This window comes from Streptomyces chiangmaiensis (genome assembly GCF_036281785.1).
Taxonomy (GTDB): Bacteria; Actinomycetota; Actinomycetes; order Streptomycetales; family Streptomycetaceae; genus Streptomyces; species Streptomyces chiangmaiensis.
Genome location: NZ_JAYWVC010000121.1, coordinates 1 through 25,731, shown reverse-complemented (window position 1 = coordinate 25,731; position 25,731 = coordinate 1). Strand labels below are relative to the sequence as shown.

At 72.2% G+C, this 25,731-nt stretch carries 27 protein-coding genes; 4 read left to right on the top strand and 23 right to left on the bottom strand.

Annotated elements, in window-relative coordinates; genetic code table 11:
- The 5 genes from VXC91_RS28185 to VXC91_RS28165 form a co-directional block, all read right to left on the bottom strand.
- Positions 1–948 (bottom strand): lysylphosphatidylglycerol synthase transmembrane domain-containing protein (locus tag VXC91_RS28185; protein ID WP_329510157.1); only part of this gene is annotated, 948 nt, incomplete at its 3' end.
- Positions 945–1,889 (bottom strand): class I SAM-dependent methyltransferase, encoded by a 945-nt coding sequence (locus VXC91_RS28180; RefSeq protein ID WP_329510156.1) that lies wholly within the window; start codon positions 1,887–1,889, stop codon positions 945–947. The genes VXC91_RS28185 and VXC91_RS28180, both read right to left, overlap by 4 nt.
- Positions 1,886–3,103, bottom strand: a complete 1,218-nt coding sequence (locus VXC91_RS28175; protein WP_408057492.1) for a glycosyltransferase family 4 protein — start codon at positions 3,101–3,103, stop codon at positions 1,886–1,888. The genes VXC91_RS28180 and VXC91_RS28175 overlap by 4 nt, the downstream gene beginning before the upstream one ends.
- Positions 3,100–3,498 (bottom strand): 6-pyruvoyl trahydropterin synthase family protein, encoded by a 399-nt coding sequence (locus VXC91_RS28170; protein WP_329510155.1) that lies wholly within the window; start codon positions 3,496–3,498, stop codon positions 3,100–3,102. The genes VXC91_RS28175 and VXC91_RS28170 overlap by 4 nt, the downstream gene beginning before the upstream one ends.
- Before the next feature lie 162 nt (positions 3,499–3,660).
- The gene (locus VXC91_RS28165; protein WP_329510154.1) at positions 3,661–4,641 is read right to left on the bottom strand and encodes an NAD(P)-binding protein; all 981 of its coding nucleotides are present in this window, start codon (positions 4,639–4,641) and stop codon (positions 3,661–3,663) included.
- 107 nt (positions 4,642–4,748) lie between these two features.
- Between VXC91_RS28165 and VXC91_RS28160 the strand changes: the two genes are divergently transcribed.
- Positions 4,749–5,534 carry a CDP-alcohol phosphatidyltransferase family protein gene (locus VXC91_RS28160; RefSeq protein WP_329510153.1) on the top strand — a complete coding sequence of 262 codons (786 nt, stop codon included), beginning with the start codon at positions 4,749–4,751 and terminating at the stop codon, positions 5,532–5,534.
- A 75-nt stretch (positions 5,535–5,609) separates the two neighbouring features.
- Here the strand turns inward: VXC91_RS28160 and VXC91_RS28155 are convergent, their stop codons facing one another.
- Positions 5,610–6,065, bottom strand: a complete 456-nt coding sequence (locus VXC91_RS28155; protein WP_329510152.1) for an RpiB/LacA/LacB family sugar-phosphate isomerase — start codon at positions 6,063–6,065, stop codon at positions 5,610–5,612.
- Between the two features lie 293 nt (positions 6,066–6,358).
- On the opposite strand from VXC91_RS28155, the gene VXC91_RS28150 reads away from it, so the two are divergent.
- Positions 6,359–6,844 (top strand): MarR family winged helix-turn-helix transcriptional regulator, encoded by a 486-nt coding sequence (locus tag VXC91_RS28150; RefSeq protein ID WP_329510151.1) that lies wholly within the window; start codon positions 6,359–6,361, stop codon positions 6,842–6,844.
- 328 nt (positions 6,845–7,172) lie between these two features.
- Here VXC91_RS28150 and VXC91_RS28145 read toward each other — a convergent pair whose 3' ends face one another.
- The 13 genes from VXC91_RS28145 to VXC91_RS28085 form a co-directional block, all read right to left on the bottom strand.
- Positions 7,173–8,657: a hydrogenase large subunit gene (locus VXC91_RS28145; protein ID WP_329510150.1), complete on the bottom strand. Its 1,485-nt coding sequence runs from the start codon at positions 8,655–8,657 to the stop codon at positions 7,173–7,175.
- Positions 8,658–8,661: 4 nt separating this feature from the next.
- Entirely contained in the window at positions 8,662–10,230 is a 1,569-nt protein-coding gene (locus tag VXC91_RS28140) for a proton-conducting transporter transmembrane domain-containing protein (RefSeq protein WP_329510149.1), read from the bottom strand.
- Positions 10,230–10,910, bottom strand: a complete 681-nt coding sequence (locus tag VXC91_RS28135; protein ID WP_329510148.1) for a hypothetical protein — start codon at positions 10,908–10,910, stop codon at positions 10,230–10,232. Before VXC91_RS28135 ends, VXC91_RS28140 begins: the two co-directional genes overlap by 1 nt.
- Complete coding sequence (locus VXC91_RS28130) at positions 10,907–11,863, bottom strand: respiratory chain complex I subunit 1 family protein (RefSeq protein WP_329510147.1); 957 nt, start codon at positions 11,861–11,863, stop codon at positions 10,907–10,909. The genes VXC91_RS28135 and VXC91_RS28130 overlap by 4 nt, the downstream gene beginning before the upstream one ends.
- Positions 11,864–11,873: 10 nt before the next feature.
- Positions 11,874–13,907 (bottom strand): proton-conducting transporter transmembrane domain-containing protein, encoded by a 2,034-nt coding sequence (locus tag VXC91_RS28125; protein WP_329510146.1) that lies wholly within the window; start codon positions 13,905–13,907, stop codon positions 11,874–11,876.
- A complete protein-coding gene (locus VXC91_RS28120) occupies positions 13,904–14,386 on the bottom strand; it encodes an NADH-quinone oxidoreductase subunit B family protein (RefSeq protein WP_329510145.1) in 483 nt (160 codons plus the stop codon). The genes VXC91_RS28125 and VXC91_RS28120 overlap by 4 nt, the downstream gene beginning before the upstream one ends.
- Before the next feature lie 197 nt (positions 14,387–14,583).
- Positions 14,584–14,934 (bottom strand): ArsR/SmtB family transcription factor, encoded by a 351-nt coding sequence (locus VXC91_RS28115; RefSeq protein WP_329510144.1) that lies wholly within the window; start codon positions 14,932–14,934, stop codon positions 14,584–14,586.
- 364 nt (positions 14,935–15,298) lie between these two features.
- Entirely contained in the window at positions 15,299–15,424 is a 126-nt protein-coding gene (locus tag VXC91_RS28110; RefSeq protein WP_329510143.1) for a hypothetical protein, read from the bottom strand.
- 49 nt (positions 15,425–15,473) lie between these two features.
- On the bottom strand, positions 15,474–15,899 hold the full coding sequence (locus VXC91_RS28105; RefSeq protein ID WP_329510142.1) for an ATP-binding protein: 426 nt from the start codon (positions 15,897–15,899) through the stop codon (positions 15,474–15,476).
- A gap of 3 nt (positions 15,900–15,902) precedes the next feature.
- Positions 15,903–16,310 (bottom strand): pyridoxamine 5'-phosphate oxidase family protein, encoded by a 408-nt coding sequence (locus tag VXC91_RS28100; RefSeq protein WP_329510141.1) that lies wholly within the window; start codon positions 16,308–16,310, stop codon positions 15,903–15,905.
- Positions 16,307–18,034, bottom strand: coding sequence for a SulP family inorganic anion transporter (locus VXC91_RS28095; protein ID WP_329510140.1), 1,728 nt, complete (start codon positions 18,032–18,034; stop codon positions 16,307–16,309). Before VXC91_RS28095 ends, VXC91_RS28100 begins: the two co-directional genes overlap by 4 nt.
- Positions 18,031–18,372, bottom strand: a complete 342-nt coding sequence (locus VXC91_RS28090) for an ArsR/SmtB family transcription factor (RefSeq protein WP_329510139.1) — start codon at positions 18,370–18,372, stop codon at positions 18,031–18,033. Before VXC91_RS28090 ends, VXC91_RS28095 begins: the two co-directional genes overlap by 4 nt.
- A 165-nt stretch (positions 18,373–18,537) precedes the next feature.
- Positions 18,538–18,897 carry a zinc ribbon domain-containing protein YjdM gene (locus VXC91_RS28085; protein ID WP_329510138.1) on the bottom strand — a complete coding sequence of 120 codons (360 nt, stop codon included), beginning with the start codon at positions 18,895–18,897 and terminating at the stop codon, positions 18,538–18,540.
- Positions 18,898–19,105: 208 nt separating this feature from the next.
- Between VXC91_RS28085 and VXC91_RS28080 the strand changes: the two genes are divergently transcribed.
- Positions 19,106–19,855, top strand: a complete 750-nt coding sequence (locus VXC91_RS28080) for an MBL fold metallo-hydrolase (protein WP_329510137.1) — start codon at positions 19,106–19,108, stop codon at positions 19,853–19,855.
- A 165-nt stretch (positions 19,856–20,020) separates the two neighbouring features.
- Here VXC91_RS28080 and VXC91_RS28075 read toward each other — a convergent pair whose 3' ends face one another.
- On the bottom strand, positions 20,021–21,472 hold the full coding sequence (locus VXC91_RS28075) for an MFS transporter (RefSeq protein ID WP_329510136.1): 1,452 nt from the start codon (positions 21,470–21,472) through the stop codon (positions 20,021–20,023).
- 306 nt (positions 21,473–21,778) lie between these two features.
- On the opposite strand from VXC91_RS28075, the gene VXC91_RS28070 reads away from it, so the two are divergent.
- Positions 21,779–22,360 (top strand): TetR/AcrR family transcriptional regulator, encoded by a 582-nt coding sequence (locus VXC91_RS28070; RefSeq protein WP_329510135.1) that lies wholly within the window; start codon positions 21,779–21,781, stop codon positions 22,358–22,360.
- A gap of 41 nt (positions 22,361–22,401) precedes the next feature.
- Here VXC91_RS28070 and VXC91_RS28065 read toward each other — a convergent pair whose 3' ends face one another.
- The 3 genes from VXC91_RS28065 to VXC91_RS28055 all read right to left on the bottom strand — a co-directional run.
- Positions 22,402–23,181: a TIGR03943 family putative permease subunit gene (locus VXC91_RS28065; RefSeq protein WP_329510134.1), complete on the bottom strand. Its 780-nt coding sequence runs from the start codon at positions 23,179–23,181 to the stop codon at positions 22,402–22,404.
- Complete coding sequence (locus VXC91_RS28060; RefSeq protein ID WP_408057491.1) at positions 23,178–24,194, bottom strand: permease; 1,017 nt, start codon at positions 24,192–24,194, stop codon at positions 23,178–23,180. Before VXC91_RS28060 ends, VXC91_RS28065 begins: the two co-directional genes overlap by 4 nt.
- 140 nt (positions 24,195–24,334) lie before the next feature.
- A partial coding sequence (locus tag VXC91_RS28055) for a phosphatidylglycerol lysyltransferase domain-containing protein (protein ID WP_329510133.1) occupies positions 24,335–25,731 on the bottom strand: 1,397 nt, incomplete at its 5' end.

The window sequence follows — 25,731 nt, the reverse complement described above, 5'->3', positions numbered from 1 at the left end:
CGCGAGCAGGGCCAGAGGCAGCAGCGTGAGCGGGGAGGCCTGCGATCCGGCGACCCGTGCGGCCACCCAGAACATCAGCAGATGCCCGGCCAGTACGACGACGGACGAGGACAGAACGGCGGGCCAACTACCCCGTGCCAGCAGGGCGGTTCGCGCCTCGGTGAGCGCGGCGCCGAGCGCGCGGCGCCAGCGCGACGGGCGGCGGGGCCGGCCCATCCGTACGGCCGCCACGACGGCGAGCGCGCCGAGTGCGGCGAGCGCCGGCAGGCCCGCGAGATGGCGGGTCTGGACGAGCACCGGCGACGGCAGCGTCAGCAGGACCGGCACGCCGACGGTCACGAGCGCCACCTGTCCCGCGGTCCGCTCCAGGACCACGGCGCGGACGCCGCGGCCGACGTCACCGGCGCTCTGCCCGTGCCGCACGGCGCGGTGCACATCGCCGAGCACGCCGCCTGGGAGCGCCGCGTTGAGGAACAGCGCGCGGTAGTAGTCCGCGACGGCGGCACCGAGCGGCAGGCGGATGTCGAGCGCGCGGGCGACACGGCACCAGCGCCAGGCACTGAACACGGTCGTCAGCACGCCGATCCCGAGCCCGGCGAACAGGGTCGGGACATCGATCCGCCGCAGCCCGTCGAGAAACACCCCCGTGCCGAGCCGCCACAGCAGCACACCGAGGATGACGGCCCCCGCGACCGTGCCCAGGTGCGTGCGCAGGACCCGGAGCACCGGGCGGTGCGCGGACGGCGCCGCATCGGCTGCCGGGTCGCCGTCCGGACCGGCGGGCGCTCCATGCGCCCGCCGCGGGGCCGGGACGTGCGCGGTGGTCGCGCCCCTCACCTCTCTGGATCCGGACGTCGCAGGGCGGGCATCCGTGGGCAGGACGGCGGTGACCACGGCCGGCCGTGTCCCCTCCGCCGCCTCCACCGGGGCGATGGTCCGCACCGTCATCCCGCCCCTCCGGTGGCCCGCGGCAGGACCAGTACGTCGCTGTGGTGCACCACCACGCGCAGTTCGCCAGCCGCGCAGGCGGCCAGGCGGTCCCGCAGATACGTATCCGCACGAGCCTCGAGGTCCGGTCGCTGCTCCACGGCCGCGCCGAACCAGCCGCGCAGCCACTCCTTCGTCAGTTCCGCCTCATCGGGGCCGAGCCGCCAGGGGCTCGGCTGCGCCAGTACGCTCGCGCCCAGCCCCTCGAAGGCCGCGCAGGCTACCCCGACCGCGTCGGGGCCGAGCAGATCACCGCGGTGCTGGTGCGCGTTGAACGCGTCGCCGATCTCCTCGTCCACCGGGTGACCGGGCGAGAGTTCCACGCGTCCGACGACGGACAGCGTCAGCAGCGCCGGGCAGCCGGCACCCACGACGGCCGCGGCGAGCGTGTCGATCTCGTCGGCGGTGAGGACGTCCAGCAGTGCGGAGGCGGTCACCAGCGAGGCGCCCGTCAGGACGTCGGGAGTGAGCCGCCCGATGTCGCCGCGCTGCGTGGTGACGGTCACCCGGCTGCCGTCGGCGGCCGCCCGGGGTGCCTCCACCGTGGCGAAGTGGAGGAGGTAGGGGTCGCGGTCGTGCAGGATCCAGTGCTGGGAGCCGTCGAGGAGCGGGGCGAGCCAGCGGCCCATCGAGCCGGTGCCGCAGCCCAGGTCGTGCACCACCAGGTCGGTGGAGCGCCCGGGCCGGTCGGCGAGCCGAATCCGCAGGGGGTCCAGCAGATCATGGGCGCGCGCCGCGGCGTCGGCCGGCTCCCGCGACCGGAGCCACTGGGGGGCGTACCGCGGGACCTCCGGCTCGTCCGTACCGCCGGGAGTGGGGATGGCGGAGAGGGCCCCGGCCTGCGGGGCGCCCGCAGGCACCGGGGGCACCTGGGGGCCCGTGGGAGTCGTGCTCATGGTCATGCCGCCCTCCGGGGCTCGCGGGGGAGCCGCCCGAGCACGCCCGCGAGGCTGCGGGCCGTGGTGGCCCAGCCGTCCAGCGCCGAGCGGCGGCCGCGCGCCGCGGCCTTGAGCCGACGCCGTACGTCCGCCTCGCCGAACCAGCCGCGCAGTTCCGCGGCGAGCGCCGCGGGGTCCTCGGGCGGTACGAGAATCCCGGGCACCCCACCGTCGGGAGCGCGCCCGAGGGCCTCGGGCAGGCCGCCGACGTCGGTCGCGAGGACCGGGATACCGCGGGCGAGCGCTTCGGTGACGGCCATGCCGTACGTCTCCGCGTACGAGGTGAGGACCATGAGATCGGCTGCGGCGTAACTGTCGTCGAGTTCGGCCCCGGACCGGGGGCCGGCCAGATGCAGCCGGTCGCCGAGGCCGTGTCCGGCGATGAGGGCGCGCAGGCGCGCCACGTATGCGGGGTCGTGGCCGAGCCCACCGACCAGGGAGCAGGTCCACGGCAGGTCGGTGACCGTGGCGAGCGCCTCGATGAGCCGGTGCTGCCCCTTGCGCGGGGTGACCGCGGCGACGCACAGCAGCCGGGAGACGCCGTCGGTGCCGGGCGCGAGGGGCGCGATGTCGGCCCCGGGGGCGGCGACATGCACGCGGTCGGGGGCGAGCCCGTGGTGGGAGACGAGCCGGCGCACGGCCCAGTCGCTGGTGGCGACGACGGCGGGTACGGCACGCAGGGTCGTGCGTTCCTTGGCGTCCAGTTCGGCCGCGGTCCGCGGGTCGAGGCCCGTCTCGTCGCCGAGGGGCAGGTGCACCAGGACGGCCAGGCGCAGGCGTTCGGTCTCCGGCACCATGATCTCGGGGACGCCGCAGGCGACCAGGCCGTCGAGCAGGACGACCGTGCCGTCTGGCAGTTCCCTCAGTGTACGGGCCAACTCCGCGCGGGCGGCGGCGTCGGGCCGGGGCCACGCGCCCTCGACGGCGTGCTGGTGGACCTGCCAGCCGAAGCCCGGCAGGTCGAGGCGGATCCGGCGGTCGTAGGCGTTGCCGCCGCTCGGAGCGGCCGGGTCGTCCACGCCGCCCGGCACGACGAAGTGCACACTGCGCAGTGACATGGGAATGATGTCCGCATTCCTCAGGGCCGCGTTCTGCACGGGAACGTAGCTCAGCCGGGGCTGGGACGCCGCCCGGCCTGCCGGGCTCGGGGACGTATGGCCGATGGTCGTGTCGGTCACAGGGCACGCTCGTAACTCGCCCAGGCGATATGCGACTCGTGCAGCGTGACGGTGATGCCCGCGATCTCGCGGGCGCTCTCGCCCAGCGCCCCCTTGTGGATACGCTCGGCGAGGCGGTCGGCGATCACCTTGGCCAGGAACTCCGTCGAGGTGTTGGTACGGGCGAAGTCCGGCTCGTCGTCGAGGTTGCGGTAGTTGAGCTCGCTCACCACGGCGCCGAGCTCCTGCGTGGCCAGTCCGATGTCGACGACGATGTTGTCGTCGTCCAGCTCGGCGCGGCGGAAGGTGGCGTCCACGAGGAACGTCGCCCCGTGCAGGCGCTGCGCGGGTCCGAAGACCTCGCCGCGGAAGCTGTGGGCAATCATCAGGTGATCGCGGACGGTGATGCTGAACAACGGACGACCCTCCAGGTGCGGTGCGTCTGATCCCCTGCCGGGGCATGCCGTGTAGTACGGCCGGCCCCGGCGCGTTGTTCAGCTGCCCGTTCTCCTTGTTTCGAAGTTCCCTGAGGATTCTTTGTGAGTTTCCTCCGAGTCCGGGCAACTCGGGCAACGGGGTCAGTCGGTGGTGTACTGAACGCGATGGCACAACCCCTTGAGCTCACCACGCGCGAGGCGTGACAGCACGTCGGGGAGGTCCTCGAAGGCGCACTCGCCGCTGATGAGCGCATCGAACGCGGGTTCGGCGAGCAGTTCGAGGGCGAGAGCGAGCCGGTCGGCGTACGTGCGTCCGGCGCGGGCGCGCGGCGAGACGGTGCCGACCTGGCTGCTGCGGACGGTGAGGCGGCGCGAGTGGAAGGCCTCACCGAGCGGCAGGGTGACGCGCCGGTCGCCGTACCAGCTCAGCTCGACCACGGTGCCCTCCGGAGCCAGTAGTTCCAGGGACCGTACGAGGCCCGGTTCGGTGGCGCTGGCGTGGACGACGAGGTCGCACTCGCCGAGGGCGTCCGCGGGCAGGGCGAAGTCCACGCCGAGCGCACGGGCCGTCTCGGCGCGCTCGGGATCGGCGTCGACGAGCTGGACACGGACGCCGGGGTGGCGGGTGAGCAGGGCGGCGACGGAGCACCCGACCATGCCGCCGCCGACCACCGCGATACGGTCCCCGAGCTGAGGTCCGGCGTCCCACAGCGCGTTGACCGCGGTCTCGACGGTGCCGGCGAGGACGGCACGCCCCGCGGGCACCGAGTCCGGGACGACGGTGACCGCCGAGGCGGGGACCACGTACCGGCTCTGATGCGGATACAGACAGAAGACGGTCCGCCCGACCAGTTCGGGGGGACCGTGCTCCACCCGTCCGACGCTCAGATAGCCATACTTCACGGGTGCAGGGAAGTCGCCCTCCTGGAAGGGGGCACGCATGACGGCGTGCTGGCTCTCCGGGACACCGCCGCGGAAGACGAGAGTCTCGGTGCCGCGACTGACACCCGAGTACAGCGCACGGACGAGCACCTCGCCGTCACCGGGCTTCGGCAGCTCCACGTCCCGCACCTCTCCGAGCCCCGGCGAGCGCAGCCAGAAGGCGCGAGCTGTGAGGTCCATCTGCGTCCTCCTGAACGATCGGCCGATTCTTCACGTACGCAGCTACGAGAAGTCGCGCACAACGTACGCGCGAAGATCGAATCTGTCACTTGGCCGGAGGGTGAGCGGTGGCCCTGAACCACACATACGACGCGAGGCTGTTGCAGCAGGAGACGACCGTGGGAGCGGGCGTGCAGGTACTGCTGTTGACCTTGCTGGGCACGGCGATCGGCCTGGGTCCGGCCGGGTGGCTCACGGGCCTGGCGTTCGCGCTCGCCACCTGGGCCGTTCTCACGCGTGCCGTGCTGCGCTCCCGGCTCCGCTCCTTCGGGCCGGCCAACCGGGTGACGCTCGGCAGGTCCATCCTGGTCGGCGGCGTCACGGCGCTGGTCGCCGACTCCTTCGAGAGCTCGCCGCCGGTGACGGTGTTCGTCGGGCTGACGGCGGTGGCGCTCATCCTGGACGGCGTGGACGGCAAGGTGGCCCGTCGCACGGGCACCTCGACCGCACTGGGCGCACGCTTCGACATGGAGGTCGACGCGTTCCTGATCCTGGTGCTGAGCGTGTACGTGTCGATGTCGCTGGGGCCGTGGGTGCTGCTGATCGGCGGAATGCGGTACGCCTTCGTGGCGGCGGCCAAGGCGCTGCCGTGGCTGAACGGCGAGCTGCCGCCGAGCATGGCCCGCAAGACGGTCGCGGCACTCCAGGGGGTCGCCCTGCTGGTCGCCGCCTCGGGCCTGCTGCCGTACGCGGCGAACGCCGTCGTCGTCGCGTTCGCGTTGGCGTCCCTGGTCTGGTCGTTCGGCCGTGATGTCCTGTGGCTGTGGAGCGTGCGGGACCGTCGGCAGAGCGCAGCGCAGCCGTCCCGCGATGAGGGGCTGAAGCCGGTCGCGGAGCTGGTGGCGGGCGGCTGACCGGCACCGCGCCCTGCCCGCGCACCGACCCGGCGACGTCCTCGGCGGTGACGCCCGGCAGTGAACCACGCTCCCCTACCCGCCCGTCCTGCGGAGATCGAGCCGGCTCACGCGGGCCACGTTCTCGCGGTCGACGCCGTCCCGGCTGGGCTCGGCGGCGAACCAGGCGTCGAGGATCTCCTTGAGCAGCGGCTCGGACGTCAGACGCAGGCTCAGCGCCAGCACGTTGGCGTCGTTCCAGCGGCGCGCTCCGTCCGCCGTGTACGCGTCCGTGCACAGGGCCGCCCGTACGCCCGGCACCTTGTTCGCGGCGATCGACGCTCCGGTGCCCGTCCAGCAGCACACGACCGCCTGGTCCGACCTCCCGTCGGCGACCTCGCGTGCCGCGGCCTCCGAGCACGCCGGCCACTGGGGGTCGTCCCCGGAGCGCAACGCGCCGTGGGCCAGCACCTCGTGACCGCGATCGCGCAGCTCCGCGACCAGGCTGCGTGCCACGGGCTCGTCCATGTCCGAGGAAACCGAGATCCGCATGCTGCGGAGGTTACCCGCTCTCCGCGTGCGCGCCGAACGTCTCTCGGGGCGAGGGCCGGGCCCACGGGTGACGGAGGGTCCCGGGCGTCACGAAAGGCCCGGACGGGGACATCTCAGGAGGCCATCATGTCGCGCACCTGGGGCGCGACCTTCGTGCCGAAGAGCTCGATGCAGGTCATCAGCGCCCCTTGCGGCGTTTCCCGAATCCGCACATTTCATTGCCTCGTCAAGTAACGTACAGGATCAGGTACAGGCAGGGCCTCCTTGTCTTGTCAAGGAGATACAATCGGGGCATGCCGTCCAAGGAACGCCGCCTGCCGCCCCTCAGCCCGAGCGAGGAGGGATTCGTGCGTGAGCTGGGCCGGGTGATGATGGCGCTGCCGCGGGTGATCGACACCGACATGGTGCGCGACGCCCGGATTCCCCTGTCCGAGTACACGGCCCTCATGCACCTGTCCGAGGCCCCTGGCAGGCACATGCGGATGAGCGAACTCGCCGCGATCTGCAATCTCTCGCTCAGTGGGATGACGCGGGTGGTGAACCGCCTCGAGAAGCAGGGTCTGATCCAGCGCGCCAAGTGCGACGAGGACGGGCGCGGCTGGAACGCGGTCCTGACCGACGCGGGACTGGAACGCCTCGAGGAGGCCTGGCCGACCCACCTGGCCAGCGTGCGCCGGCACATCCTGGACCACCTCGGCGAGTACGACCTCGCCAACCTCACCTCCGCGCTGCAGTACATCGCCACCACGCCCGGCCCGGCCGGAGACCGGCACGCCTGACCGGTGTGACGGACGTCCACGCCGTGTCGCTCGGCGCCGTGCACGTGGTGTCATCACGGTCGACGGGATACTCGTGCGCGGTAGAAGGGTGTGACCGCGCGGGGGCGGTCGGCGGTTGGGAGCCGGACGTGGGCGGGGGCGATCGACCGCGGGAGTACCGCGGCAAACAGGACTTCGGCGGACCGGCGAGCCTCGGGGCACTGATGCCGCATGAGGACGGCTGGCACGACGAGCACCCGCACGCCCTGGTACAGGGAGATGGGTGAGAGCCGGCGCGAAAGTCGGGACGGTCGCTCAGCGGGGCATCGTGTGAACGCGACGGGAGGCGTCAGAGGTCGTTGCCCGCGTAGGAGAGGTTGAAGCTCTTGTTGGTCAGCGGGAAGTCCGGGACGATCGTGTCCGTCAACGCGACCGGCAGGGCGGGCCAGTTGAAGAAGGACGGGTCGACCGGCTTGACCCTGGTCAGGGTGGCGTCGGGGGCGAGTTCGACGCGGGTTGCGATGGTGCCGCGCCAGCCCTCCACGAGGCCCACCCCGCTGCGGGGGCCCGCGCCGGGCGGCGGTGGGGGCGCCGACAGGGCCATGGAGGCGGACAGCCCCTCGGCGAAGTGCTCGATCAGGGCGAGGGAGATGTCGATCTCCTCGGCGCGGACCAGGAAGCGGGCCAGGACGTCGCCACTGCCGTGGACGGGCACGGTGAGCCCGCTGTCGTCGTACGGCGTGAAGGGGTGCGCCACGCGGGCGTCGTCGGTGATGCCGCTGGCTCGGGCGACGTAGCCGAGGCAGCCGATGGCGCGGGCGGCCTCGGTGTGCAGGATCGCGGTGCCGGTGAAGCGGTCGTGGACGGTGGAGTGGCCGAGGGCCAGGTTGGCGATCTCGCGGATGTCCGCGCCGATCGCCTTCAGGCGAGCGGGATCAGGCAGGGCCTGCAGGGCGACGCCGCCGGGGACGACACCGCCGCGCAGCAGCCGGTGCCCGGTGATCTCCTGGTTGAGACGCAGGAGTTGCTCGCGCACCCGCTGGGCGTGAGCGTTGAGGATGCCGTGGCCGACGTCGTTGCAGAGCATGCCGAGGTCGGCGACGTGGTTGTGGATCCGCTCCAGTTCGAGGAGCATCGCGCGGGCGCGCTGGGCCTCGGCGGGGACCTCGGTGCCGGTGGCCTCCTCGACGGCCAGGCAGTACGCGAGGGCATGCCCGACGGCCGTGTCGCCGCTGACGCGTTCGGCGAGCGGCAGGCCGGCAGCGATCGAGCGGCCCTGGAAGAGTCTCTCGATGCCCTTGTGGACGAACCAGAGGCGGGCCTTGAGTTTGAGGATGGTCTCGCCGACGACGGAGAAGCGGAAGTGGCCGGGTTCGATCAGCCCGGCGTGGACCGGGCCGACCGGGATCTCGTAGACGCCGTCGCCCTCGACCTCCAGGAAGGGGTACGGGCCCTCCTGCTCGCCGAAGGCGGGTGGTGGTCCGGCGTCGGGGCGCATCGGGTACCAGCCGCGGGGCCAGTGGAAGTGCCGTACGAGGCGGCGGGGCAGCGGGTGGTCGAGGGGGACGATGCCGAACAGGTCGCGCATCTCCCGCTCGAACCGCCCCGCCGCAAAGGAGAGATGGGCCAGCGTCGGCACTTCCGGCCGGTCGGGGTCGAGGCGGATGTGGAGTTCCACCCGCGTATCGGGCGGGCCGGAGGTGAACAGGTACACAACGCGTGGTCCGGCCTCGTCGATGTGCGCGGCGACCAGGGCGAGCCGATGGCCCTGGGCGAGCAGGTTCTCGGCGTGCTGGGGCAGGGTGACGGCGCTACTCTGGTAGGTCTTGCGCATCGCTTCAGCCTCCGATCGCCTGGGCGGCGGCGTGCAGCAGGTCGGTGAGCGCTCCGAGGGAGACGCCCAGGGCGGCGCAGGCGGACAGGCCCAGCATCAGGGGCCAGAGGGCGGACGGGCTCTCCTCGACCGGTGATCCCGGTCCGAGCAGCATCCGGGCCGTGCGGGCGGCCAGCGCGGCGAAGGCCACCAGCACGAGCAACAGGGCCGCCGCCGTGGCCCAGCCCAGACCGGCACTGGCGGCGAAACCGGCGCGGGCGATACCCAGTTCGGACGCGAAGAGACTGAACGGCGGGAACGCCATCAGCGCCACCACCGCCAGAGCGAACACCCCGGCCGTCGCGGGCGCCCGGCCCAACAGCCCCCGTACCCGTCCGATCCGCACTGTGCCGGTGATCTGCAGGATACGGCCGGAGGCGCAGAACGCGACCGACTTGGCCAGCCCGTGCCCGGCGATGTGCAGCAGCGCGGCGGACAGGGCGAGCGGGCCGCCGATCGCCGCGGCCAGGGCGATCAGACTCATGTGCTCCATGGACGAGTAGGCCAGCATCCGTTTGTAGTTGCGCTGGGCGAGCAGCAGACCGGCCGCGAGCGCGAGGGTGAGCAGGGCGATGGCGGCCAGCAGGACGCGGGTGAAGCCGGGGCCGAGGGCGGCGTCGGCGATGACCCGGTAGCGCAGGATGGCGGCGAAGGCGACCGACAGCAGCACGCCGGACATCAGCGCGGACACCGGGGCAGGGGCCTGGCTGTGGGCGTCGGGCAGCCAGGCGTGCAGCGGGATGAGGCCGGCCTTGGCGCCGAAGCCCAGGACGACGAGGGTGATGCCGAATCGGGTGACCGCCGGGTCGAGGCGGTGGGCGTGGGCGACGAGGGTGGGCCAGTCCAGCGCCCACGCCTCGGCGACGCCGGCCTGCCGGGCCGCGTAGTAGATCAGCACGGTGCCGAGGAAGGCGAGCGCGATCCCGGCCGAGCAGATCACCACGTACTTCCAGGCCGCCTCCACCGACGTACGGGTACGGCGGTGGCCGACCAGGAACGCGGTGACGATGGTGGTGGCCTCGACCGCCACCCACAGCACGCCGAGGTTCGCCGTCACCACGGCCAGGCACATCGCGGCGAGGAACGTCTGCACCAGGACGTGGTAGCGCCACACGGTCTCGTCCGTCGCCCGCCCGGCGGCCCGCTCGCCTGCCAGATACGCGGGGGCGGAGCCGCAGGCGATCAGCGCGACGGCGCCGACCACCAGCAGCATCCACGCGGTCAGCGCGTCCGCGCGCAGCAGACCGGAGTACGCCGTACGTGGGCCGTTTTCGACGACGTCCGCCGCGAGCAGACTCCCGCACGTGAGGATCACGGCGGGTACGACGAGCCCGCCCCAGTCCCTCCACGCCTTCGGAGCAGGGTCGTTCCCGGGCACCTCGCCGACCAGGACCGTGCCCTCGCCGGACACTTTGCGCACGGGTGCGGCGGCCGTCGAGCGGGTGCGCGATCCGGCGAGTCCGTACGCGCCGGCCACCATCAGCGGCACGGCGGCGGGCGCGGTCAGCAGCAGCGCGGAGGCGGTCGGACTCATCAGTCGTGCAGCTCCCGCAGATCGTCGATGTCGGTGGTTCCGAACGCCTCCCGCACCCGGGTGGTGAGGATCTGCAGCACCAGCACCGCCAGCAACACGTCGAAGGAGACGCCGAGTTCGACGATCAGCGGCACACCGGAGGTGGCCAGGAACGCGGTCGCGGTGATGCCGTTGTCCAGCAGCAGGAAGCCGACCACCTGGGCCAGCGCCCGCCTTCGGGTCACCAGCACGAAGAAGCCGGTCAGCACCACGGCGAGGCCGACCGGCAGGGCACGGGTGGCCGGGGTCGGGTTCAGCTCGGTCAGCGGGCGGGCCACCGCGTAGGCCAGCAGCGTCAGCAGCGCCGCGGTCAGCAGCGAAGCGGCGACGTTGACGAGCGGCTGGGTCTCCCGCACCTCCTCCCGGTGCACGCGGTCGGCGGTGAGCGCGGCCAGGGCGCGGCGGATCAGATACGGCAGGACGCCCGCCCTCAGCAGTCCGATGCCGATCCCCACGCCAACCAGGTCCCACCGCCGCTCGTGCGCGCCGAGGAGCACGGCGATGGCGGCAAGCGCGACGCCCTGGAGGGCGAAGACGCGGACGATCGCGGTCAGTTCGCGCAGCCACAGCGCGACCACCGCCGCGAGCAGGAAGGCCCCGCAGGCCAGGTCCAGGAGCTGGGTGTACAGACCGCCGCTCATGACGCTCCGCTCAGGAAGTAGGAAGCGGCCACCGCGAGCAGCGCCAGCAGGAAGGATCCGGCGAGCAGTTCGGGCACCCTGAACAACCGCACCTTGGCCCAGAAGACCTCGGCCGCCGCCAGCACCGCGCCCAGCAGCGTGAGCTTCGCCGCGAACAGGACGAGGGCCAACACGAGCGCGGCCCAGGAGGCGCTGATGGCGATGCCCCACGGCACGAACAGCGAGGACAACAGGCCGAGCAGCAGGGTGAGCCGCATCTGGGCGCCGAGTTCGACCAGGGCCAGGTCGGGACCCGCGTACTCCAGCACCATCGCCTCGTGGATCATGGTCAGTTCGAGGTGGGTGGAAGGGTTGTCCACCGGGATCCGGCCGGTCTCCGCGAGCACGGCGACCGCGAGGGCCGCGGTGGCCAGCAGTCCGGCCGGGGAGGCGAGACGGGCCGGCTCGTCAACTGCGCCGTGCACGATGGCCGGGATGTTGGTCGTCCCGGCCGGTATCGACAGCGCGAACACCGACAGCAGGATGGTCGGCTCGACCAGCGCGGCGACCGTCATCTCCCGGGAGGCACCCATGCCACCGAACGCGGTGCCGGTGTCCAGTCCGGCCAGCGCGAGGGCCATCGTGCCCAGCGCGATCAGCGCGACCACCAGGATGAGGTCCGCGTGGGAGCTGACCGGGGTGTCAGTGGACAGCAGCGGTACCAGGGCGGCGGCCACCATGGTGGTGGCGACCAGCAGAGCGGGCGCGGCACGGAACGCCGGGCCGGTTCCCACGGGGGTGATGGGCTCCTTGCGCAGCAGCTTGCGGGCATCCCGCCAGGGCTGGAGCACCCCGGCCCCGGCCCGACCCTCCAGACGGGCCCGCACCTGCCGCATCCACCCGGTCAGCAGCGGCGCCCCGGCGCCGACCACCACGACCTGGCCGGCCACGGCCGCGTATCCGACAGCACTCATGGGTTCGCTCTCACCAGCCCACCGCCAACGCCAACAGCAGGACGACCAGGCCGACAAAGCCGTAGCCGAGATAGAGGTGCACACTGCCGCCCGCCAGCCGCCGGGCCGCCTGCCCCGCACCGGCCAGCGCGCGCAACACCGGCTCATACAGGCGGTGTTCGATACGGTCGGGCACCCGGCGCTGGAAGCGCACCCGCTCCACCAGATACGCCGACTCGTGCACCGGAGTGACGTTCACGTCCTGCTCCGGGGCGAGGACGTCGTCGAAGACCCGCTGCAACGGCTCCGCGAACGAAGTCGCCGTATAGGCCATGCGCGGGGTCGGCGCCCCGCCACCGCAGTCCCACAATCTGGCGTTCACCCGGCGCCGACGGCGCCCGTACAGGCGGGGCAGTCCCGCGGCCAGCATGACTGCCGCGGTCAGCGCGGCCACCACCCACAACGGCGACAGCGACGCAGAGATGTCGGCCAGCCGCACCCGCACACCGCCGCCCGACACCGCCCCGCTGCCCGGCAGCCCGGCCGCGCCCACGGCCCGGTCGAGGCCGTCGCCCAGCAGCCCCGGTACCAACGCGAGCGCCACGCACGCGGCGGCGAGCAACCCCATCCCGGCGATCATCAAGGACGGCGCCTCCCGCGCGCCCTCCGCCTGCGGGCTGCGCGGCCGGGCGAAGAAGCCGACTCCGAGTGCCTTGACGAACGCGGCGGCGGCGATGCCGGCCGACAGCGCGATCAAGGCGACCGACAGGGGCAGGACGACCGCCACGGCGACGCCCGGCACCTGAAGTCCGTGGATCAGGGACTGCAGCAGCAGCCACTCACTGATGAATCCGTTGCCGGGCGGCAGCGCGACGGCCCCGAGCGCGGCGAGCGCGAACAGCCCTGCGGTGTACGGCATCCGAGGGCGGAGCCCGCCCAGCCGGTCGAGGTCCCGCAGTCCGGTGGCCCGCAGCACCGACCCGGCCGCGCAGAACAACAGGGCTTTGAAAGCGGAGTGGTTGACCACATGGAGCAGGGCCGCCGCCAGCGCCAGCGCGGCCAGCGGCCGGTCGCCGTAGGACGTGAACAGCCCGGAGGCACCGACGCCGATGAAGACAAGGCCCATGTTCTCGCTGGTCGAGTACGCCAGCAGCCGCTTCAGGTCGGAGGCCATGGCCGCCTGCAGGATGCCATACACCGCGCTGGCCCCGCCCACCACCATCAACCCCAGCCACCACCACGCCGGGCCCCCGCCGAGCAGGTCGAGGCCCGTGCGGACCAGGCCGTAGACACCGAGGTTGACCATGGCGGCGCTCATCAACGCCGAGACGGGGCTGGGGGCTTCGGGATGGGCCCGGGGCAGCCAGGCGTGCAGTGGCACCGCGCCCGCCTTCGACGTGAACGCCAGCCCGACCAGCACGAACACCAGCCCTCGAACGGCGGGCGACAGCGCCCCCGCGCCTGCCCGCAGCGCGTCGAAGGTCTCACCCCCGGCCCGCGCGGCGAACAGGGCAAGCCCGGCGAGCAGCAGCACGAGCCCGAGGTGCGTCATCACCGCGTACCAGACGCCGGCCTGTCGCACCGAGGCCCCTTCCCGGTGTTCGGCGAGCACCAGCAGCAGCGAGGCGAGCGCCATGAGCTCCCACAGCACCAGGAACGTGGACACCGACGCCGCCACCGGTACGAGAACCAGCGTCAGCGCGAACAGCGGCAGCACCGCCTGAGCCGTACGCGAGCCCGGCCCGTGCGGGCCGTGCCCGGCCGCATAGCCGATGCCGTACACCGCGACCGCGACCACGACGACCCCCGCCACCGCCAGGAACAGACCCGCCAGCGCATCCACCGCCACCCGCGCCCCGGCCAGCGGCAGCAGCCCGGGGAAGAAGGCCGACCAGCGGCTTCCGCCCAGTGCGGCCACACCCGCCGTACCACCCGCCGCCCCCACACCGGCCGTCAGCACCCCGACGACCGGGGTGCGGAATCGGTACGGCAGCCCGAATCCGGCCGCCGCGCCCGCGCCGCCCAGTGCGGTGGCCGTCGCCAGGGCGGCCGGGATCACGCTCACCGTCCGGTCACTCTCCGCAGGGCCGCCACGATCTCGTCCGGCTCCGGTGGGCACCCGGGCACGGCCAGATCCACCGGTACGACGTCGGCGACGGCGCCCTCGACGCCGTAACCGCCTGCGAACTCGCCGCAGTTGATCGCACAGTCCCCCACCGCCACCACCAGCCGCGGCTCACCCATCGCCGCCACCGTGCGCCGCAGCGGCTCGGCCATGTTCCGGGTCACCGGCCCGGTCACCAGGGCCACGTCCGCGTGCCGGGGCGAGGCCACCAGCCGCGCCCCGTACCGCTCGGCGTCGTACACCGGATTGAAGGCCGCCGCGATCTCGATCTCACAGCCGTTGCAAGAGCCCGCATCCACGCACCGCACCTGCACCGAGCCGCCGAACTCCCGCGCCCGCGGCGCCGCTCCGCCCTCCGGGCGCGGCGGCGCGGGCTCGGCCACCCGCCCGGTGGTGCGGATCTTGCGCAACAGGCCCATGAGCCCCTCCCTGAAACGGTGAGGACTTGTCCGCGAGTGACAAACGAGTCATCCCGCGACTGGAGTTACGACACTTTTCCGATGCTTTGCCTCAGGGCCTCCGCCGCGCTCCTGCGCCGGCTTGGAGGCGACCGTCTCCCGACGCCGCAGAGCGCTGTCCGGCTCCAGGGAAACGGCCGCCGGTCAACGGGCCGTCGCTACGACGGCGGCTTTCCTTCACCCTGCGCGGCCTGCAGGTCGGCGAGGAGCTCGGCCTGGCCGGCCAGCACCCCGGACAGGATCGTGCGGGCCACCCGCAGCAGCTCGGCCACATGCGGGCTGGTCAACGAGTAGTACACCGTCGAGCCCTCCTTCCGGGTCTTGACCAGGTTCGCGCGCCGCAGCACGGCCAGCTGCTGCGAGAGGTGCGCGGGCTCGATGCCCACCTCGGGCAGCATCTCCGCGACCGCGTGCTCGCGCTCGCTCAACAGCTCCAGGACGCGGATGCGGGCCGGGTGGCCGAGGGTTTTGAAGAACTCGGCCTTCAGCTGGTACAGCGGCGTGCTCATCGTTCCGTCGCCTCCCCCATGCAGCAGCACGGCACTACCGGCCGGTCCTCGGCGCATCGCATCCACCCACTCGTCAAGAACATGGGGCCCATCCTCACGTGCGACACCGGCAGCACCGAAACCGCACCGAGGAACCGGGGCACCGAATCCAGCAGTGACGACCTCAGGAATTGCTAACATTAGCAATTCCTGAGGTGGCATGAGGAGGGTTGCGTGAGGATCATTCCGCTGCGTGGCAGTGGCGTCACCTGGCTCAAGTGCCCCGCCTGCCGTCTCAAGTTCCGTCCCACCGCCCTCGGCCCGGACGGCCAGTGCCCTCGCTGCGGCGAGACCCGCTTGCTGAAGCTGTCCTTCGGTGGTCCGCTCATCCCGGACGCCGACCGCGGCCGACCGCGCCGGTGAAGCGGCGGACCGCGTCCGGGCCGAGGTGTCCGGCGACGGACAGGACGCCGAGGTTCTCCTCGACGGTGTAGCGCCCATCGAAGGTCATGAGGACGTACGTCCTTGTGCGGGTGGTCGCTCCCCGGCGTGCCGATCGGTCAGAGGGGAAGGGTGATCCAGACGCTCTTGCCCCGGCCGTCGGCATCGCCGCGCACCACCGCGGTGCCGCGCAGCGCGAGGACGAACTCCATGACGGTGGCCAGGCCGCCGCGGCCGGTGTCGGTGACCGCCCCGTACAGCGGGGGCTGGTAGGGGTGGCGGTCGTGGACGCCGAAGGCCAGGCAGTCCGGGCTCGCCGCGTAGATCACCGTGACCTGCGGGGACAGCAGCGCGGCGTGCCGCACGCTGTTGGTGACCAGCTCGCTCAGGATCAGCAGGGCCGGGTCCACCGTGGGGTGGCGCAAGCCGATCCCCCACTCGACCAGCGCCTGCTCGGCCGTCTCGCGGGCAATCCGTACGGCGGACGGCTCGGTCGGCAGGGTGAGCACATGCCTATAGGGCAGGGCTTCCAGCTGCGTGGACATCCTTCACGCCTCCGTGCGGACGAGACGGAAACCGGTGACGGTCTTGGGGTGCAGGCGCAGCAGAGTGTCATGCGGGCCATGCGTCCAGCCGGACAGGGTGCGCCGGTAGTGGGCGGCCTCGTCCAGGTTCGTGATCACCTCGGCCGGCCCGGCGACGGTGACCGTCCAGCCGGTGCCGGGCACAGCGCGGATCTCCTCCGCGTGGTACGTCGCCGTCACCGGCACCGCCGCGACCGGGGCCGGCGTACGCACGACCAGAAGGCCGTACTCCCACACATGCCTCGCCGGCCGGATCACGGTCAGATCCCGCTGCATGTACACCAGCTGTCCCAGGCTGCTGCCCTCCAGCAGCCACAGGGCCTCCGCGCCGGAGACCTCGACCATGCGCTGGGTGGCGGGGACAGTGCTCATCGCAGGGCTTCCTCGCTGAAGGGTCGGGGCTGCTTCTGGGCGGGAATGGCGGGCAGGACCCCGGCCGTCTCCAGGTGGTCCCGGGCGGCCCGGATCGCCTCGGAGGTCGTGGCGTACTCCCGTCCCTCGTGACGCAGCAGTTCCAGCGCGCCGACCGAGTCCAGGACCTGGCGCTGCCCGGGACGTATCCCGGAAGCCAGGACGACGATGCCGCGGCGCCGCAGCTTCTCCACCGCGTCCTTGAGGACCAGCGCGCCGGTGGCGTCCATGGTGGACACCCGGGACATGCGCAGGATGACGACCCGGACGTCGGCGACCTCGGTCAGCTCCAGCAGGAAACGGTGCGCGGCGGCGAAGAACAGCGGGCCGTCGATACGGTACGCCACGATGTGCTCGGCCAGCAGCGCGTGTTCCTCGGCGCTGTGGTCGCCCTGATCGAGGGGCACCTGGTCGAAGCGGGCCTGACGGGCCACGGCGCGCAGGGCGAGGCCGCCCGCGACGACGAGACCGATGATCACGGCGTAGACAAGGTCCAGGGCCAGCGTCGCGACCGCGGTCAGGACGAGTATCAGCGCATCGGATCGGGTCGCCCTCGCCATCGTCCGCAACGAGCCGACCTCGACCATGCGGATCGCGGTGGCCAGCAGCACACCGGCCAGGGCCGCGAGCGGGATCCGGGAGACCAGGGGCGCCGCCGCGAAGACGATCACGGCCAGGACCGCGGCGTGGGTGAGTGCGGCGAGACGGGAGCTCGCGCCGGTGCGGACATTGACCGCGGTACGGGCGATCGCGCCGGTCGCCGGGACCCCTCCGAACAGCGGGGCGGCGATGTTCGCCAGACCCTGCCCGAACAGCTCCCGGTCGGGATCGTGCTTCTGACCCACCGTCATGCCGTCGGCCACCGAGGCGGACAACAGGGACTCCAGGGCGGCCAGGGCGGCAACCGCCACGGCGGGGGCGAGCAGGGTGCCCAGCGAGCCGAGGTCCAGGAAGGACAAGGACGGCGCGGGCAGCCCGGACGGCAGGTCGCCGATCGGCTTCGCCGCATCCAGGTGGGCCAGCTGCGCCACGATCGTCGCCGCGATCACGGCGACGATCGAGAACGGCACGGTCGGCCGCCATCGCGCTCCGACCAGCATGACGACGGCCACCGCGACCGCAAAGCCGGCCGCCGTCCAGTTCGGGGACCCGGCGAACTCCTGGACCGCCCGCCAGGTGACGACCAATACCCGGTCGCCCTCCGGCTTGGGCACGCCGAGCGCGTTCGGGACCTGCTGCAGGCCGATCACGCAGGCAATACCGAGGGTGAAGCCCTCGACCACCGGGGCGGGGATGAACTGCATGTAACGGCCGGCCCTGAGCGCGGCGAGCGCAACAAGCAAGACGCCCGCCATCAAGCCGACGGTGAGGACGCCCGTCGGCCCGTACTCGCCCACGATGGGAACGAGGACCACCGTCATGGCGCCGGTCGGGCCCGACACCTGCAGATTGGACCCGCCGAACACGGCGGCGAGCGTACCCGCGACCACTGCGGTCGCCAGGCCCGCCTCGGCACCCAACCCGGAGGAGACGCCGAAGCCGAGCGCGAGCGGCAGCGCGACGATCGCCACCGTCAGCCCGGCCAGCAGGTTCCGGCGCGGATCGCGCCGTACCTCCGCGAAGTCGGCGCGACCGGGCAGCAGCGACGCGATCCGGGCCCACACCCGGCTGAATCCCGTGGTCATCGCGCGGCGACCTCGGCCTCCCGGAGCTCGGCCAGCAGTTCGCCCTGCCCGGCCAGCATCTCGGTCAGGATCCGCCGCGCGGCCCTCATCAGGTCGGCCACATCCCCGCCGGCCAGCTCGTAGACCACCGTCGAGCCCTCCCGAACCGATGTGACGATCCCGGAGCGTCGCAACACCGCCAGCTGCTGCGACAGGCCCGACGGCTCCACCTCGATGGCGGCCAGCAGGTCCCGCACCGGCATCGGCCCGTCCTGCAGCAGCTCCAGCACCCTTATCCGTACGGGATGCCCCAGCATCCGGAAGAACTCGGCCTTGGCCTGGTACAGCGGAACGGACACGACCCCTCGGCTTCCCCTACAAGCCCCCCCACAAGGGGCGAACGCGAAAGGCTGTGCCCGCGGCTACCTGCGAGCACAGCCAACATAGCATCTAACCAATTGCGAAATTTTGCAATTCGGCATCAGACTGCTGCCCGGTCTTCCCACGCTGGACGCGGCGGTGGATCAGGCTTTCTTGACCACGCTCGACTTCAGCTGCATCGCCCCGAAACCCTCGACCTTGCAGTCGATGTCATGCCCGTCGACCCCGTCGACCAGCCGGATATTGCGCACCTTGGTCCCGGCCTTGATCCCCGACGGGCTGCCCTTGACCTTCAGCGCCTTCACGACGACCACAGTGTCGCCGTCCTGCAGCACATTGCCCACGGCATCCTTGACCATGTGCCCCCCGGCGGGCTCGCCGCTCTCGGCACCGGCCTCGGCGGGTACCCATTCGTGGCCGCACTCGGGGCACACCACCAGAGCGTTCATCTCGTAGGTGTACTCGCACGAGCACTTCGGGCAGGGAGGAAGATTCTCGATCACACCGTCAGCGTATCCGGCCCCACACCTCGGACCTCCCCCTCGTCCCGCGCGCAGAGCGGCCCGCCGCGAGACACAGTCCCCACCGGGGGTCCGGACGGGCCCTTCACACGGTTGCGAGAGGATGGGCCCGACGCCGCCGCCGAAGGTGTCGGCAGCGCGTGCTGAGGACGGTCCGCCCCCAGGGGCCCAGAAGAAATTCCGGTGATCCATGCCCAACGACGGCATCGTCGAGGTCGGCTCCGATGTGTACCTGGTGCCGGGGAGCAGCACCAACTGGGTGATCGTCAAGGACGGCGACACCGCCACCCTCGTGGACAGCGGCTACCCCAGGGACAGGGAACGTCTCCTCGCGTCACTGGCCGCGGTGGGCGTCGCCCCGAGCGCCGTGACGGCGGTGCTGATCACGCACGCGCACAACGACCACATCGGCGCGGCGGAGTATCTGCGCCTCGCGCACGGGACGCCGGTCCTGATGCACCGGGCCGAACTGCCCCACGCACGGCGTGAGTTCCTGCACCAGGTCTCGGTCGGCCAGGTTCTGGCCAACGGCTGGCGTCCCGGGGTGCTCCCCTGGGCCGTCCACGCGCTGCGCGCGGGCGGAACGGCGCACATCCCCGTCGTCGAACCGCAGCCGTTCCCCGAGGAGGGCGGACTCGACCTCCCCGGCCGTCCGGTTCCGGTCCTCACCCCCGGCCACACCGACGGGCACTGTGCCTACCATCTGCCCGACGCCGGGATCCTGATAACGGGCGACGCGTTGGTCAGCGGCCATCCGACGTCCCGCCGGCGCGGTGCACAACTGCTGCCCCGGATGTTCCACCGCGACCGGGCCCGCGCCCTCGACTCCCTGACCGTCCTCGAAGGCCTGGACGCCGACGTCCTTCTCCCCGGCCACGGCCCCGTGCTCCGCACCACCGTCGGAATCGCGGTGGAGCACGCGCGCGAACTGGCCGTCTAGCAGGACCGTCGGCACGACGGCCCGGACGCCCCTTCGGATCCACGGGGCCGTCGCACATCGCCGTCCCGGCCCCCGGCCCACCTCAGGGCCGGGGCCATCGGGCCGGGGCGCCGCAGGACACACCGGCCGAACCCGTCCCGCCGATCCTCGGCGGTCGCGGCCCCATCAGCGCCGCGCGCTTTGGTCGGCGGTCTCGAGCTGCGCGCCGACCTGCGCGCCGGACGCCCGCGGCGCTCCCGTCGCCCGACCCGCACGCCGGGCGGGGACGAGCAGTGCCGCCAGCGCGGCGGCGAAGCAGAGCAGGGCCAGCACGCCGAAGCCGTGCGTGTAGCCGGAGGCGTAGGGCAGGCCCGACGGCTGCAGCCGACCGGTCACCAGAACGCTGGTGACCGCGGCGCCTATGGAGCCGCCGATCGTCCGGATGTTGGCGTTCATTCCGGTCGCGGCACCGGTCTGCTCGGCCGGGACGCTGCCGACGATCAGGTTGGCCATCGAGGCGAAGGCCAGTCCGATGCCGAAGCCGAACACGCCCGACACGAGGGCCACCTGCCACTGCTGGTCGTGCCAGAAGGTGAGGATGGCACAGGCGACCGCGCCGAATGCCGCACCTCCCGTGAGCAGCGTCTTGGCGCCCACCACGGGCTCCAGACGGCCGGTGAGGACGCCCGAGAAGAACATGGCGACCAGCATCGGCAGCATGAGCAGTCCGGAGGCGGTGACGGACGCACCGAAACCGTAACCGGCGGCGCGCGGCGTCTGCACGAAGCCCGGCAGGAAGGACCAGATCGAGTACATTCCCGCGCCGAACAGCAGGGCGGCGGTGTTGGTGGTCCACACGGACGGCAGCCGCATCACCTGCAGGTCGATGAGCGGGGAGCGGGAGCGGGCCTCGGCCAGCAGCCACAGCATGAAGAACACCACGCCGGCGACGAACAGGCCGATCACCCGTGCCGACCCCCAGCCCCACTGGGTCGCCTGGCTGAGCGGCAGCAGCAGGGCCACCAGCCACGCCGAGAGCAGTACGGCGCCGAGCCAGTTGACGCGCCCCTCGGCCCGGTGGGGCGACTCGGGGACGTAGCGGAAGGCGATCAGCGTGGTGATCGCGACCACGACGACCGGAATCCAGAAGAGCCAGCGGTAGTCGAGTGCGGACACGATGGGCCCGGCCGCCACGATGCCGACGCCGCCGCCGGCGGCGATCACCGCGGACAGATTGCTGATGCTGCCGCTCACCTTCGCCGGGGCGAACTCGTCGCGGATGATGCCGAAGGACAGCGGGAACAGCGCGCCGCCGGCGCCCTGGATCGCCCGGGCGATGATCAGCACGATGATGTTCGGCGCGAGCGCGGCGAGCACACAGCCGGCCAGCACGGTGAGCAGGACGGCGACGAGGGTGCGTTTCCTTCCGACGAGGTCGCCCACCCGGCCGAGGATCGGCGTGAAGACCGACGCGGACAACAGGTAGGCGGTCATCACCCAGGTCGCGGTGGACTGTGAGGTGTGCAGCGCGTGCTGGACGGTGGGCAGGGCCGGCGCGATCAGCGACTGCAGCATGGAGAACACGCCGGCACCGGTCGCGAGGACCGCGAAGGTGAGGCGGGTGGACTTGCGGGGCATCGAGAGCCTCTCCGAACAGGGTGCGGCCGACGTCATCCGGTCGCGGTCGTATGGACTCGTTCGCGCTGCGGACAGCGCGGAGCATGCCGACGGCCGCGGAGGGACCGGTCGCGGAGCGGGCAGGTGGACGGGCAGCGCGGACTGCGGGCCCGTCTCAGGTGAAAAGGGGAGTGCGAGGCCGTCGTCGGCGCGTGGGGCCCCACGCGTCCATGACGACTGCACCCCGACTGCTAAAGTGGAGGTACGCCTCCATTGTACCGGAGGCTAACCTCCGCTTCAACCCTCGCACCGGCCAGGGAGGCAGCAGTGACGGTCCAGCCGTTCCCGGTCAGCCAGTTGGTCGCATCCCAGCGGCCCCACCGGAAGGACGCCGCTCGCAACTACGACGCCCTGATCGCCGCAGCGCGCGTGATCTTCGCGGAGAGCGGCGCGGATGCCTCCCTGGAGGACATCGCCCGCCGCGCCGGCGTCGGCATCGGCACGCTTTACCGCAACTTCCCCACCCGCCGTCATCTCTTCGAGAGCGTGTACGCGGACGAGGTCAACGACCTGTGCCGGGTGGCCCACGAGGTCGCCGAGCTCGACCCGTGGGAGGCACTCACCTCCTGGCTGCGCCGTTTCGTGGACTACACGGTGACCAAGCGGGCCGTCCGGCAGGCGATGGACGAGAAGTCGGAAATCTCCCTGGTCTGCCGGGAGTCCATGTACCAGGCGGGCGGCCCGCTGTTCGAGCGGGCCCAGAAGGCTGGCGAGGCTCGCACGGACATGAGCTTCGACGACCTGCTGCGCATGGTCGCCGGGATCATGGCGACGAACTTCCTGGACGACGCCCAGCGGGACCGGGTGCTGAACGTGGCCCTGGACGGGGTGCGGACGGCCGGCGGCTGACCCACGCCTGGCTCCCACCGCCGCCTCACACAGCCTGTCCCCTATTGGTTCCAGCTCTCGTCATAGGGGTCCTTCGGAGTCGGGACGGGCCTGGCCTCGATGACGTCGATGAACGGGATGATCCCGCCGTTGACCGGGTCCTTGGCGCGCTTGCCGGTGTAAGTGCCGGTGACCTCGAGCCAGGAGTCCGGCTGCAGCACGGGCGGCAGCTTTCCGGACAGGCCGATCTTGACCGGCTGGGCGTCGGCGGCACAGCAGTTGAGGGCCATGCGGACCAGATAGGGCGTACCTCCGCGGTCCAGGGCGACGAACCCGGTGATCACCACCTTGCGGTCGCCCAGGGAGCGCCCGTGCCCGTACGCCGCGCGTCCCGCGTAGTCCACCAGGCTGAGACCGACGGGATCGCCGGACGGCAGGGCCGGATAGGCCAGGGGCGGCTGGAGGGCCGTCCCGGTGCGCAGGGCGCTGTAGGAACCGAGCGCGGGCGGGGCGACCAGGATGAGGGCGAACAGGGGCAGCACCAGCAGCCAGGAGATCCGGGGCTCGCGATGGCCGTGACCGTGGTCATGTCCGTCGCGCCCGGCGTGCACACCGCCGGGCCGGTCCGTCTGCCCCGCGCCCTGGCGGCCCGGGGCCGCCCGCGTCCGGCGCCACTCGTACCAGGCGGTGGCCAGAGCCGCCGCGATCAGGACGGCACCGGCCGCGAGCAGCAGCGGCTGCAACCCCGCCTTGACGTAGCGCAGATACAGGCTGGTGGTGCCGGCGTGCAGCATCGCCCCACCCACCAGGAACAGAACGGCCGCTTGTGCCTGCCGGTTCACAGCAGCACCGCCCCGACCACGACCGATACCAGGATCGCCAGCACGAAGGTGGCGGGCGCGAAGCGCAGCGCGAACGAGTGGCCGAAGGTGCCGGCCTGCATCGCGAACAATTTCAGGTCGATCATCGGTCCGACCACCAGGAATGCCAGCCGGGCGGTGAGCGAGAACTGCGACAGCGACGCGGCGACGAACGCGTCCGCCTCCGAGCAGATCGACAGCAGCACGGCAAGCACCGAGAGCGCGAGGATCGCCACCGCCGGATTGTCGGCCGCCGTACGCAGCCAACTCGCCGGGGCCACGGCCTTGAGGGTGGCCGCGGCCATGGCGCCGACCACCAGGAAACCTCCGGCGTGCATCACGTCGTGGCGTACGGACCCCCAGAACGCCGCGCCCTTGCTCTGGCCCTCGTACGAGGCGCGGGCCCGCGGCCGCAGCCAGTCCGTGCGGCCGAGGCGCTGCCACAGCCAGCCCATCGCGCACGCGACGAGCAGGCTCGCCACGAACCGGCCGAGGACCATCTCAGGATTGCGCGGAAACGCGACGGCCGTGGCGGTGAGCACGATCGGGTTGATCGCGGGCGCGGACAGCAGGAAGGCGAGCGCCGCCGAGGGCGCGACGCCCCGGCGCACCAGCGCCCCGGCGACCGGCACCGAGGCGCATTCGCAGCCGGGGAGGACCGCCCCGGCGACCCCCGCGACCGGTACCGCGAGGCCGGGCCGCTTCGGCAGCGCGCGGGCGAAGAACGAGGGCGGGACGAACACCGCCAGAGCCGCCGACAGCAGGACGCCGAGGACGAGGAAGGGCAGTGCCTGGACGACCACCGCGAGGAAGACGGTCATCCAGCTCTGCATCACCGGCGCGGACAGCGCCCGCCGGATCGGGCCCTGACCGACGACCAGCAGGAGCAGCAGCAGAACCAGCCCGTGGGAGGAGGTGAACTGCCAACCCTGTTGAGGAGCATCCTCCTCGTGGCGCCGGTCGATCGGCGCCGGAGGTGCTTTGACTATCGTCACGGGCGGGGTACCTCCGGGAGGAGCGGGCGGCGCGGGGGGCTTCCCCCTTCCCCTCCTGTACGCGGCCCCGGGTGCCGCGTCTCACCGCGGACCCGGGACTTTGCCGCTCGATGACCTTTCGCGCACCGGTCGAAGACCGGTCAAGAACTCTTCCCGTACGCCGGTCGCGGCTTCCCCTGCGCGGCCCGGGTGTGCCGCCGCCCGAAGAGGGACGGCAGGCTCGGCACGGTCAGAAAGCCCTCGGCGCGGGCACTGGCGATCCCGATGCGCGGGATGTCGCTGCTCTTCTCGAACAGCAGGAAGCGGGGCTCCCAGACGGGGCGGTACTTGGCGTTGGCGCGGTAGAGGGACTCGATCTGCCACCAGCGGGAGAAGAAGGTCAGCACGGAGCGCCACAGCCGCAGAACGGGACCGGCTCCCAGGCGGGAGCCGCGTTCGAAGACGGCGCGGAACATGGCGAAGTTCAGTGACACCCGCTCGAGGCCGAGCTCGCCGGCGCGCAGCAGAAGCTCGATGACCATGAACTCCATCAGGCCGTTCTCGCACTCGCGGTCACGCCGCATCAGGTCGAGGGAGAGGCCGTGCTTCCCCCAGGGAACGAAGCTGAGCAGGGCCCGGGGCTCGCCTGCGCTGTCGCGGCACTCCAGCATCACGCAGCCGTCGTCGGCGGGGTCGCCGAGGCGGCCGAGCGCCATGGAGAAGCCGCGTTCGCCGCCCCCGTCCCGCCAGTGGTCGGCCTTCTCGATCAGGGTGGCCATCTCGGACTCGGGGATGGCGCCGTGGCGGCGGATCCGCACGGTGTACCCGGCACGGCGGACACGGTTGTGCGCCTGGCGCACGACCCGCATCGCCCGTCCCTCGAGGCTGAAGTCGGCGACCTCCACGATGGCCTCGTCACCGAGTTCGAGCGCGTCGAGGCCGTGCCGGGCGTAGATCGTCCCGGCCTCCTCGCCGGCTCCCATCACGGCGGGCGTCCACGCGTGCCGTCGGGCCTCCTCCAGCCACTTCTCGATGACGCCGGGCCAGGCCTCGGGGTCACCGATCGGATCACCGGCGGCCAGGGTGACGCCGCCGACGACGCGGTAGGTGATGGCGGCCTTTCCGCTCGGGGACCAGATGACGGCCTTGTCGCGACGCAGCGCGAAGTAGCCGAGGGAGTCCCGTTCACCGTGCTTGGCCAGCAGGGCGCGCAGCCGCGGCTCGTCCTCCTCGGCGAGGAGTTGCCGGCCTCGGGGGGCGCGGAAGCAGGCGTAGAGCACGAGGAGGAAGGAGACCGCGATCAGGACGTTGATGGTGATGTCCACCCAGCGCGGCGCGTCCACGGCGTCGATACGGTCGGCGAGCGGGCCCACGCTGACCCCGCGCAGCAGCGTGTACGCGATCTTGTCCGTCAGGGAGGCGCCCGGCACCTTGTTGGTGACGTCCACCAGAAGGGTGCCGATGACTCCGCTGACGAGGATGCCGCAGGCGCCCACGATCAGCGCGAGCTTGGGGTTGGAGCGGTCGCCCACGGCCCGGAACTCCTTGCGGCCGAGCA